General features: G+C 63.9%; 7 protein-coding genes and 4 pseudogenes. 8 read left to right on the top strand and 3 right to left on the bottom strand.

Translation table 11 applies throughout. The features are described 5' to 3' along the window. Positions 1-111: 111 nt before the first annotated feature. Positions 112-777 (bottom strand): annotated as a pseudogene (locus tag I1A62_RS04455) (transposase); the annotation flags it as partial. A 188-nt stretch (positions 778-965) separates the two neighbouring features. Between I1A62_RS04455 and I1A62_RS04450 the strand changes: the two are divergent. Next, positions 966-1277 (top strand): annotated as a pseudogene (locus I1A62_RS04450) (transposase); the annotation flags it as partial. A gap of 165 nt (positions 1278-1442) precedes the next feature. Next, a complete protein-coding gene (locus tag I1A62_RS04445) occupies positions 1443-2645 on the top strand; it encodes a site-specific integrase (protein WP_219454391.1) in 1203 nt (400 codons plus the stop codon). A 98-nt stretch (positions 2646-2743) separates the two neighbouring features. Here the strand turns inward: I1A62_RS04445 and I1A62_RS04440 are convergent, their stop codons facing one another. After that, on the bottom strand, positions 2744-3985 hold the full coding sequence (locus I1A62_RS04440; protein ID WP_219454389.1) for an IS30 family transposase: 1242 nt from the start codon (positions 3983-3985) through the stop codon (positions 2744-2746). Between the two features lie 248 nt (positions 3986-4233). On the opposite strand from I1A62_RS04440, the gene I1A62_RS04435 reads away from it, so the two are divergent. The 5 genes and pseudogenes from I1A62_RS04435 (at position 4234) to I1A62_RS04415 (ending at position 9651) form a co-directional block, all read left to right on the top strand. Next, a complete protein-coding gene (locus tag I1A62_RS04435) occupies positions 4234-4959 on the top strand; it encodes a tyrosine-type recombinase/integrase (protein WP_257890433.1) in 726 nt (241 codons plus the stop codon). Further along, complete coding sequence (locus tag I1A62_RS04430) at positions 4956-5948, top strand: tyrosine-type recombinase/integrase (protein WP_219454387.1); 993 nt, start codon at positions 4956-4958, stop codon at positions 5946-5948. The genes I1A62_RS04435 and I1A62_RS04430 overlap by 4 nt, the downstream gene beginning before the upstream one ends. 125 nt (positions 5949-6073) lie before the next feature. Further along, positions 6074-6919: pseudogene (locus tag I1A62_RS04425) on the top strand (IS701 family transposase); the annotation flags it as partial. A 368-nt stretch (positions 6920-7287) separates the two neighbouring features. Next, on the top strand, positions 7288-8112 hold the full coding sequence (locus I1A62_RS04420) for an IclR family transcriptional regulator (protein ID WP_308340741.1): 825 nt from the start codon (positions 7288-7290) through the stop codon (positions 8110-8112). Positions 8113-8277: 165 nt separating this feature from the next. Further along, positions 8278-9651 (top strand): MFS transporter, encoded by a 1374-nt coding sequence (locus I1A62_RS04415; protein WP_219454382.1) that lies wholly within the window; start codon positions 8278-8280, stop codon positions 9649-9651. A gap of 38 nt (positions 9652-9689) precedes the next feature. Here the strand turns inward: I1A62_RS04415 and I1A62_RS04410 are convergent. After that, a pseudogene (locus I1A62_RS04410) lies at positions 9690-10001 on the bottom strand (transposase); the annotation flags it as partial. 598 nt (positions 10002-10599) lie between these two features. Here I1A62_RS04410 and I1A62_RS04400 point away from each other — a divergent pair. Beyond that, positions 10600-11856: an IS256 family transposase gene (locus tag I1A62_RS04400; protein WP_124395220.1), complete on the top strand. Its 1257-nt coding sequence runs from the start codon at positions 10600-10602 to the stop codon at positions 11854-11856. Positions 11857-11947 lie beyond the last annotated feature (91 nt).

Here is an 11947-nt window from a genome sequence, read left to right as displayed (position 1 = left end):
TAACACCTTAACTCGCGGGCTTCCACCTCGAAGATCAACGACACGCCAATCAGTGGGAAACCCTCAGGCAGCAGCACAAAACTCCGGAAACGAACCTGTGCGCGTTCCATATCCCTCCCCGCCGTCACCTGCCCACAGCCCGAGGATCTCGCGTTCCCCGGCGGTGGTGACGCCGATGGCGACATAGACGGGCCGGTTGGCGACCTGACCGTCGCGGATCTTGACGTGGATGGCATCGATGAACAGCACCGGATACACCGGGTCGAGGGGACGGACGGACCATTCGGCCATCTCCGTGAGGACCTTGTCGGTGATCTTGCCGATCGTCTCCCTCGACACCGAGGCGCCGTAGACGTCGTCGAAGTGTGCTGCGATTTCGCCTGTGGTCAGGCCTTTCGCCGAGAGGGACAAAATGATTTCGTCGACCCCGGTCAGGCGTCGCTGCCGTTTCTTGACGATCTGCGGATCGAACGAGGCATCGGTGTCTCGTGGCACCTGGATCTGTACCGGTCCGATTTCGGTGAGCACGGTCTTCGTCCGCCTCCCGTTCCGGGAGTTTTCTCTGTTTCGTCCCGTGACGTGGTGTTTCTCGTAGCCGAGGTGCTCGTCCATTTCGGCTTCGAGTGCGGTTTCGAGGACGTTCGCGGTGAGCTGGTTGAGTAGTCCGTTCGGTCCGACCAGCTCGACGCCCTCGGCTTTGGCCTGGGCCAACAGTTGTTGGGCCAGCTTCTGGTGGTCAATCTTCGACTGATCCATGTGATCAAGTGTTTCGGTCATCGTCTTGCCTTCTCGCCAAGAGAACTCGGCGTGTCGGCCAGATCCAGTTCAACCGTTATCCCGACAGTCCCTCGATGAGCGAGACGGGCGCATGGATGCCATCTGCGTTAGTACTACAGTCGCGTTTATTTTGATCTTGTCGGTGTGTCGGCGCAGGTTCCGAGAGTCGCAGGATGCATGGTCCGTGTGTGGGCGATGATGTGTGCGTGGCTGAGGTGCGGGTGTGGGCGGAGGGGCTGGCGGAGATCGATGCCTTGATCGGGCATCGTTTCGCCAGGTCCGAGCCCCGCAAGCATGCGGTGGAATATGTGCAGGGGTTGCTTTCGGGTGAGGAGCGGAAGAATTCGTGGACCCTGTCCGAGCGCGCGGGTGATCGGTTGCCGGACGGGATGCAGCGACTGCTCTCGACGGCGGATTGGGATCCCGACGCGGTCCGCGACGATGTCCGCGATTACGCGGTCGGGCACCTCGCGGATCGGTCCGGTGTGTTGATTCTCGACCTATGCCGAGTCGGTAACTATGCCGAGGTGCGGCTGGGGTGATGTGATCCGCCGTGCCGGGAGTGGCGGTCTGGATGATGAACGCTCGAACGGGTCGGCATAGTCTCGTCGGCGGGTTGACGCTTCTTTTGTCGGAGCACGGCGCTCCGGGAATGGAGGCGGGTCATGACCCGCACGAGCACGAGAAGGAAGCCTGGCCGGATGGGGCCCTTTATCGAGGGCTATCGGACGTGGCTGTTGGGGCTGGGATACACGCGGGGCTCGGTTGTGAACATGCTGGCCATCGCGGGCGATCTCGGCAGGTGGATGGATGTGCGAGACCTCGCTCCAGATGGCCTCGACCGGGTCGTGGTGGCACAGTTCCGCAGTGCGTGCCGCGACGCCGGAATGCATTGCGCGCCGGGGCCGCGTGGGTTGGATCCCCTACTGAATTATCTGGAACACGTGGGTGTGCTGGTCGGGGCCGCCGCGACGGCCACACCGGTCGAGGAGCTGGTGGAGCACTATCGTAGTTGGCTCGTCGCCGATCGGAGATTGGCGGATGCGACGGTTGTGCGTTACGCGAAGTTGGCGCGCTCGTTCTTGTCGCAGCGGGTGACCGAGGACAGTGGCTGGGTCGGAAGTCTCACCGGGGCAGACGTTGTGGCGTTCCTGTTGCGGGAAAGCGGCCGCCTCAGCGTCGGCTCGACCAAGGGGCGTGTGGCGGAGCTGCGGTCGCTGCTGAAGTTTCTGTATCTGGCCGGCCTGACGCCACAGCCGCTTGCCACGGCCTTGCCGCCGGTCGCCGGCTGGCACGACACGGGCGTTCCCAAGGCAATCGCTGCTGCGGATGTGCAGCGGCTACTCGACACCTGCGACCGGACCGACCCCACGGGCATCCGAGACTTCGCAATACTCACGCTGGTCGCCCGACTGGGCCTGCGGTCGGTGGAAGTGGCGCGACTGGAGCTGAGCGACATCAACTGGCGAACCGGGCAAATCATACTGAGGGGAAAGGTATCTCGCGAGGACGGCATGCCTTTGCCACGAGACGTCGGCGAGGCGTTGGCCGCGTACTTGGCGCAGGCGCGTCCGGAGGTGAGGCTCCACCAGATCTTCGTGACATGCAAGGCGCCGAGGCGTGCCATCACACCGGGCCTGGTCAGCGACGTCACCCATCGAGCCTGTGATCGCGCCGGCCTACCCCGTGTGGGCGCGCACCGGCTACGGCATTCGCTGGCAACGGAGATGTTGCGGCGGGGAGCCACACTCGTCGAGGTGAGCCAGGTGTTGCGGCATCGCGACCTTGCCACGACGGCCATCTACGCGAAGGTCGACTTCGACACCTTGCGGACGATCGCCGCACCTTGGCCCGGAGGTGCGCGATGAGCGCCCTCGCCGACGCTGCCGAAGACTACCTACGGCTGCGTAACAGTCTGGGCTGAGTTTCGTCAAGTGATCTGGCCCCAGTGATCGGCAGGCAGAATCTAGCGAACGTCGCAACAGTTGGGCCTGTCGTGGTTTGACGGTATCTCAGTGAGGAGCGAAGCCGGAGTTGCCCACTCCAGGGTCTTGCGGGGTCGACTATTCAACTGGGAGGCAACCTCGACCAGACGCTCCGGCGTATAGATGCCGAGGTCGCTGCTCTTGGGAAAGTATTGACGCAGAAGCCCGTTGAGGTTCTCATTGCTGCCGCGCTGCCACGGCGAGTGGGCGTCACAGAAGAACACGTCCAGGCCGGTCTCGGCGGAGATCTGCTGGTGCAATGCCATCTCCTTGCCCTGATCCCAGGTCAGGGTCTTCCGAAGCTGCGGCGGCAGTGCTGCCATCGCCGCCGCGATGCCGTCACGAAGTTCCTGGGCACGGTTTCGGCCGGGAAGGTGAATCAGCATGCAGTACCGGCTTCGTCGTTCGACCAGCGTGCCGATCGCCGTCTTGTTCCCCGCTCCCATGATGCAATCACCTTCCCAATGCCCGGGCACGCTGCGGTCGGCTGCCTCGTCGGGTCGTTGGTCGATCATCGTCATATTCGTCAACCGGCCGCGACGTTCCAAGCCCGACAGGCGGCGGCGACGCCGGTATCGGCCGGTCCGCAAGGATCGTTTCGCGGGCCGTGTCAGGCCGCACCGTTGGTCATAAATCGCCTGGTAGATACTCTCCGGGCACAGATGCCGGTTTCGTTGGCCGGGGAAATCGACGCGGAGCTGGTGCGCGACTTGTTCCGGGCTGAACTTCAGGTCGCTGAGCAACTGTGCGACGTGCGCGCCCAGGACGGCGTCGGTATCGAGGCGGGCGCGAGGGCGCCCGATCCGGTGCACGGCCAGCCGCTGGGCAGCGTGCGGACGGTACTCATTGTCGGTGGCGTTGTTGCGTAGCTCCCGGCTGATCGTCGACGGTGATCGGTTCAGCTCGGATGCGATCGCGCGGACACCGCAGCCGGCCCGGCGGAGATCTGCGATCATGATCCGCTCGTCCAGGGACAGGTAGCGGGGCGAGCGAGGCCGCGTGCGAACGTCAGAAGTCACTGGCGGATAGTGCACCGGCTCGCCGGCCGTATTGGTGATTGTGCGCCCGAACCGCCATCGTGTCCCGGTCCGGCGGTTGATTCCGACGCGGCGGCACGCCTCGGAGTTACCAACCCCTTGCCGGATCAGCCGAGCGAACTGTTCCCGCTTCTCCGTCAGAGCAACGCCGGGGTGTCCTCCGTCACGCTGTGTCGAGTCGTGCATCGCAACCTCCGATTAGCGTCGGGTGTTGCGACGTTCACTGGAATCCGCCTGACGATCAGTGGCCGTACTGGGGCCTACTCAGGTGACCACACCCACTGGGCCACGACCTGGCCGCATACCACCGCCAGCTGCCCCGGTTCGTCGCCTACCTCGATGCCACTGGCACCCCCACGGTCACCGTCGCAGCGGCCCTCGCCTGGGCGCAGGGGCCCGACGTCGACCCAAACACCACTGTCGGGCCAAGGCGGATGACCGTCGCCCGCAGCTTCGCCCGCTACATGGCCGGAATCGACACCCGCACCGAGGTGCCGCCACCGGGGCTCCTCCCGAATCGGCGACGGTGGCGGCCGCCGTACATTTACAGCCCGACCGACATCGACACTTTGATGGCCGGGGCGCGGCGTTTGCACTGGCCGCTGCCCGCGGCCACCCACGAAACGTTGATCGGGCTGCTGGTGGCAACCGGAATGCGGGTAGGGGAAGCGATCCGGCTCGATCGCGGCGATATCGACTGGGCCGATGCGGTATTGACGATCCGCCAGTCGAAGTTCGGAAAAACCAGACTGGTTCCCGTGCACGCGTCCACCCTCACCGCACTCGACCGATACACCCGGACCCGCGATTGGATCTGCCCGCAGACCACCGCCCAGAGCTTCTTCGTCTCGATGGCAGGCACCAGAATGATCTACCAGCACGTCCAGCAGACCTTCCGGCGGCTCTGCGACGATGCCGGAATCGGCACCGGAGCCGAACATCCACCACGAATTCACGACCTACGCCACACATTCGCGGTGCGCACCCTACTCGAGTGGTATCGAGCGGGCGTGGACGTCGAAGCCCAATTGCAGACCCTGTCGACCTACCTGGGGCATCGAGATCCGCGGTCGACCTACTGGTATTTCTCCGCACAGCCTGAACTACTCGCATTGGCCGCCGCTCGGCTCGAGCTGTCGCGGGAGGTGATGGGCCGATGAGTCCAATCGCCCCCACCCTGCAGAGCTTCTTCACCGACCGCCTGGCCAAACAACGCCGGGTCAGCCCGCGCACGATCGCCTCCTATCGGGATTCGCTCAAGCTGCTGTTCGTGTTCGTGCAAGAGACATCCGGCACGAAGCCCAGCGACCTGTGTTGGGACGACCTCGACGCCGAGACGATCGGCGCGTTTCTCGACCACCTCGAAACCGACCGTAACAACAGCCCGAGAACGCGCAACCTGCGACTGACCGCGATCCGATCGCTGTTCACCTACGCGGCACTGCGACACCCTGAGCACGCCGAGCTGATCCAGCGAGTCCTTGCCATCCCCGCCAAGCGGTTCGACAAGCAGCTCGTATCGTTCCTCACCGCTGCAGAGATCGACGCCTTGGTCGCCGCACCCGACCGGACCCGATGGGAAGGTCGCCGCGATCGCGCGCTGCTGCTGGTGGCACTCCAGACTGGTCTTCGTCTCTCCGAGCTGACCGCCCTGGTCTGCGCAGATATCACTCTCGGTGCCGGCGCGAATGTCCGATGCGTCGGCAAAGGCCGCAAGCACCGGGCCGTTCCGTTGACCACCGCTACCCAATCCGTTGTTCGCGTGTGGATGGCCGAGCGCGCCGGCCAACCCGACCAGCCGCTATTTCCTACCCGCACGGGACGGCGCCTGAGCGCCGACGCCGTTCAACGCCTCGTCCACGAACACGCCGTCACCGCCGCCCAACAATGCCCATCGATCCGCGCGGACAAGCTGCACCCCCACGTTCTGCGCCACAGCTGCGCCATGTCGCTACTCCACGCCGGCGTGGATACTGCGGTCATCGCGCTCTGGCTGGGCCACAACGATATCCGCTCGACGAACGTATATCTCCACGCCGACATGACCATCAAACAGCGGGCGCTAGAACTCACCGCCCCAACAGCCACGCCCCCTGGGCGCTACCGCCCCAACGACGCCCTGCTGGCATTCCTGGAAGGCCTGCAATAATGCCGACCCACAGACCTCGCACATCAGCCAGAAGCCACCACGGGACGGTAGTTCACATCACCCCAGCCGCACCTCGGCATAGTTACCGACTCGGCATAGGTCGACCTATGCCGACGTCGGCATAGGTCGATGAGACCGGGTTCTTGAAGAAGGGCACCCGCTCGGCCGGGGTGGCCCGGCAGTACTCGGGGACCGCGGGCCGGGTCGAGAATTGCCAGATCGGGGTGTTCTTGACCTATGCCACTGCGGCGGGTCGAACGCTGATCGACCGAGAGTTGTACCTGCCCAAAGCCTGGACCGACGACCGTGACCGGTGCGTGCAGGCCGGGATCCCCGCCGAGCGCGAGTTCGCGACCAAACCCGAGCTGGCGATCGCGATGCTCGACCGCGCCGTCGCCGCGGGCGTGCCGGCACGATGGGTCACCGGAGATGCCGTATATGGGCAGGTGCACCGGCTCCGTGCCCGTTGCGAGGAACTCGGATTGTCCTACGTGCTGGCTACTTCGGTGAACCAACGCGTCATCACCGTCGACGGCGCCGAGCTCCGGGTCGACGAGGCGATCGCGGCGGTGCCTGCCCAGGCGTGGCGGACCCGCTCGGCCGGTGACGGCGCGAAAGGTGAGCGACTCTACGACTGGGCGCGCACACCGGTGCGCGGGGTGAACTGGCCGACGGCGGTGTACTGGCCCCTGGCCCGTCGCAGTCGCACCGATCCGGAGGATCTGGCGTACTACCTGTGCCACTGCCCGGCGCGCACTACCTTAACCGAATTGGTCACCGTCGCCGGAACACGTTGGGCGATAGAGGAAACCTTCCAGACCGCGAAGGGCCAGACGGGCCTCGACCACTACCAGGTTCGGCAGTACGCGGGCTGGTACCGGCACATCACCCTCTCGATGCTCGCGCATACCTTCCTCACCGTCACTCGGTCAAAAAGGGGGCCCGAGAACCCGGCGACGACAGCGAGTTGATCGCACTGAGCGTCCCGGAGATCCGACGGCTGCTCTGCCTTCTGATCTGGACGTATCTACCCGACCCCCGCCACGTCCTCGCACGCTCCCACTGGCGCCGCCGCCATCAACACCGGGCCCGACAATGCCACTACCGAGCCCGAGGACACCTGCCCTAAACGCGACTGTAGTACTAGTCGCGGTCGAGAAGCTCGTCACCGCGGAGGGGCACATCACGACACCTGAGGAACCCCGAGGTGACCAGCCAGCGTGAGCTCGTGGGGATCGCTGCCCAACCCGCCTGTTGGTGGCGGGAAAGAAGCAGAGGGGTTGACGACATGGGTCGTCCGTGAGACTGTTTGTAACAGCGTTACTGTTACGCAGTTCACATGCGACCCTCACGAGGAGACGAGCCCATGGCCTTGGCCGCGGATGTTTCGAACACGATACGAGTGCTCGAGATGCTGTCGTCAGAATCGGAAGGACTTGGCGTGACACAAGTTTCAGCCGGACTGGGAGTGAACAAAGCAATCGCCCACAGGTTGCTCGGTGCGCTCGTCGAGGTCGGCTACGTCGCACAAGACAAGCGGACGTCCACCTACGTCGCCACGCACCGACTTGGGGCCCTCGGTCTCCGGCAGCTCTCGTCGTCCGGCATCGACACGTGGGCGCAGCGGACGCTCGACGCCCTCGCATCGGAATGCGAAGAACTGGTCCGGCTGGCCGTCGCGACCACTGACTCGCTGCAGTGGATAGCCAAGGCGCAAGGTTGCAACTCCTCTCTGCGACTCGATCCCGTCATGGGGCGAAGCGCTGTCCCGTACGCCACAGCCTCCGGGAAGGCGTGGCTGTCAACGCTCGAACCCGAGCACGTCCAGGCCATTCTGAGCAAACAGAACCCGAGCCACCACACGCCCAGGACTGCCCTCGACGCCGACAGATTGAACGCCGACCTCGACGAAGCACGTCACCGCGGCTACGCAACGACTTTCGAGGAAATGGACCTCGGCATCAACGCAGTCGCCGCGCCCATTTACGGAGCCGGCAAGACCACCGCAGCGACAGGCACGCTCAGCATCGCCGGGCCCTCTGTTCGGATGACCAGAGCAAGGCTGGCCGAGCTCTCGGCACCCCTGATCGCCGCCGCCACCGACATCGCAGCAACGTGGCCGGCCTTCGACTACTTGTCCACGAACGAGGAAATCTCGGCCTGAGTGGTCGAGTCTCCACCGTCGTCACCCACGCAATGCGGGAGGCACGACATTCCGTCCCGACTCTTTCGACATCAATCGCAGCCGGAAGTACAGGCGTCGCACATCGGTGTCTCGACTTGCCGCGCCTTCAACAGCGCGGCAAGTCCCACCCTCAAAGGAAACCCAATGACAACCTCGGATCAGCCTAATCCACCCAACCATCCAGTTACTACATCGACGCCGGAACGGCGACGACCGGTCAATCTGCTTGCCGGGACGGTCGGTCACTTCGTCGAATGGTACGACTGGTACGTGTACGGGCTCCTCGCAGCCGTCTTTTCAAGTCAGATCTTCCCCAGCCACTCCGCCTTCGCATCGCTGGTCGCGGCCTTGCTCACCTATGCCATCGGCTTCGTCGTACGCCCGCTCAGCGGAATCATCATCTCGCCGCTTGCCGATAGGTATGGTCGGCGCCGCATTCTTACTCTCGCGATTTCTGGAATGGCCTTGGGCGCACTCATCATCGCATTTACGCCCCCGTTCGCGGTCATCGGGTACGGAGCGCCCGTCCTGTTCGTCATTGCCCGGATTCTGCAGGGTATATCGGCCGGCAGCGAGCAGCAGAGCGCGATCGCTTACATGGTCGAACATGCTCCCGCCAATCGTCGAGGGCTTTTCGGATCGTTCACCAACATGGCCAGCGGTTTGGCCACACTCGCCGCGACCGGTGCCGCCGCCATCGTCACATCAAGCTTCAGTCCAGACGCTTTGGCGACCTGGGGTTGGCGGATACCGTTCCTCGTCGGAGGCATTTTGGGAGTGGTCGGTTTGCTCATGCGGGCCCGGGCAGATGAATCCCCCGAATATGAAGCAAGCGTCCTCGCCAAACAGAAGTCCGCGCCTGCGGGCCTGCGGGAACTGCTCCGTAACCATCCCAAAGCGCTGCTCCAGGCTGCTGCACTCTCGGCTCCAGCCGTCGCCTACTACACCTGGGCGACGTTCCTCCCGACCTATGCGAACCTCACCAGTGGCAGGGATCTTTCCTCGACACTGGCCGGCAGTGTCATCGGACTTCTCTTGCTCGTTATTGTGGTGCCAGTCTGCGGTTCATTGTCAGACCGTCTAGGACGCCGCAAAATCTTCCCGATTGTCGGTGCGATCGGCATGATCGTCCTGTTCTATCCCCTGCTCCTGCTGCTTAACCAGCCCGGGTTCGGTGTGTATGTGATCGTGTCTGCGTCGGGATGGATCGTGCTCGGGATATGGCAGTCGGTTTATCCGACCATTCAGGCGGAATTGTTTCCGGCATCGGTCCGAGTGTCGGGCATCGGATTCGCCCACCAGATTGTCATCGCCGTCTTCGGAGGAACCGCGCCCCTGATCGCGGCAGCATTCGTGAGCGCTGGCCATCCGATGTTCGTCGCACTCTATATGATATTCGTCGTCGCTCTCTGCCTGGCGGTCTACTTCACACTACCCGAGACGGGAAGCCGCTCCAACCGAACGACGGTCGCGCCGAACGACTCCGCCGCAGCCGACGCACAACTCCTCCACCATTGATCGTGGCACGACGGTCGGATCCATCAAGGAGTGGGGCATCACGTTATTGAGCTCGCGGCAACTGTGGCGTCGATTCGTAGCCAGGTTTGGCGGGTGATGCGGGCCGCGACGTGCAGAATTCGGTAGCGGAAGGTGTCGATCTCGCAGCGTGCCAGGTCGGGGTCGTCGGTGAACCCGATCAGTTTCGCCCATGCCGCTAGATCTGTTGCCGCGAGGATGATTTCGGGCCAAGCGGCGTTCTCCTTGGCGGCGTTGAAGGGGAGGTTGCGTAGCCCGGTGGCCTTGGCCTCACGGATGCGGTCTTCGACGCGGGCGTGTTGACGGTGGCGCAGTTCCAGGCCCAGCAGGCGAGGGCGACCCTCGAGGCCGTCACCGCGGCCGGCGTGGCGTACGACGACGTCACCAACGCGCTCGAACGCGAAGGCGTCGCCAAGTTCATCGCCTCCTGGAACGAGCTCCTCAACGCAGTTGGTGCCGCGCTCGACGCAGCCCGCTGACCGTGCTCGACCTGCCACTGGTTGCCCCCCTCGCCAACCAGACGATGTAGGACCCCAGAAACTCGTCAACCGCCTGCCACCGGATGTCCTACCGGAAGGGCGGTCGACGCGGTGGGGACCTGCAGCACGACCGGAACCAGGGCGGACACATCCTCATCAATTGAGCCTGAGGACGATGTGTCTTCCCCCGCCTCCGTGCTGTGGGTCCCCACCATTCCACAAGGATCCCGAGACAACGGAGGCGTTCACGACCATTCCAAGTCGACACGCCGCCTCCACGACGTCACGGACGGCCCGGGTGGGGATGAAGAGGGTAAGTCCCACGGCGTGGTGTGAATTCGGTGGGAAAGCGTAGCCGCAGCTCGGGCGTGTCGCTCCGAGTGTGTGGGTGGGCCATCGCGTAGTGATGAACGAGTTACCGACCAAAGTGACTCGACCAAAGGACCACGCGATGACCCACGACCATTCTGCCCTGATCACCCAGCTCGATGCACTCAGGGGCGCCGACCCGGCGAGCGTGTTCGCCGAACTGATCCGAACCGGACTGCAAGCATTGATCGACGCCGAAGCCACCGAAGCCCTCGGTGCCGGCCGCTACGAGCGCACCGCTGAGCGCACCAACTATCGCAACGGCACCCGATCCAAGACCGTCGCCACCACCAGCGGAGACGTCGAAGTGCAGATCCCGAAACTGCGGTCCGGCTCGTTCTTCCCCAGCCTGCTCGAACGCCGCCGGCGGATCGATCAGGCGTTGTACGCGGTGATCATGGAGGCCTACGTCCACGGCGTCTCGACCCGCAACGTCGACGATCTCGTCACCGCACTCGGAGTCGAATCGGGAATCTCCAAGTCGCAGGTCTCACGGATCTGCGCCGGACTGGACACCGAGATCGCCCGGTTCCGGGACCGCACATTGACGCATACGACCTTTCCGTACATCTTCCTCGACGCGACCTACTGCAAGGTGCGGATCGGCGCTCATGTGGTCTCTCATGCCCTCGTCGTGGCGACCGGTGTGTCGATCGACGGGACCCGGGAAGTGTTGGGGACCGCGGTGGGCGACAGTGAGTCGTTCGATTTCTGGCGCGAGTTCCTCGTCGGGTTGAAGGCACGGGGGTTGTCGGGGGTGCATCTGGTGATCTCCGATGCGCATTCCGGGTTGAAAGCTGCTGTGGTGCAGCAGTTCACCGGAGCGTCGTGGCAGCGGTGCCGGGTGCATTTCATGCGCAACGTCGGGTCTGCGGTGACGTCGAAGCAGGTGCCGCCGGTGATGGCGGCGATCAAGACGATCTTCGCTCACACCGATCCCGAGGCTGTGGCCGCGCAATGGGATCAGGTCGCGGACACGTTGGCGAAGTCCTTTCCGAAAGTCGCGTCGATGATGCGCGACGCCAAGCACGACGTGCTCGCGTTCCGGGCGTTCCCGAAAGCGCACTGGCAGAAGATCTGGTCGAACAACCCGATCGAACGATTGAACAAGGAGATCAAACGCCGCGCCGATGTCGTCGAGATCTTCCCGAACCCGGCAGCGTTCCTCCGGTTGGCGACGGCGGTGGTGATCGAAGCGCACGACGAGTGGCAGGTCACCCGCCGCTACGTCTCAGACGTCAGCATGGACGAGCTCAAAGTCATCATCGCCGCCAAACAACGCGCCTCGACAGACGACACGACGCCGCAATCGTTGACACCCGAACTCGAAACCGCATAACCTACAAAATGACTCGTTGATCACGAACCAGATGGTTCACCGATCCGAAGTACACCACCCCATGGGACGCTGTCGATGAAGATTAGACACT

Origin of the sequence: Rhodococcus sp. USK10, from assembly GCF_019378875.1 — a bacterium.
In the GTDB taxonomy this organism is placed as follows: Bacteria; Actinomycetota; Actinomycetes; order Mycobacteriales; family Mycobacteriaceae; genus Rhodococcus_F; species Rhodococcus_F pseudokoreensis.
Note: the sequence above shows the minus strand (reverse complement) of the source record. Positions and strands in the feature narration are given on the sequence as shown.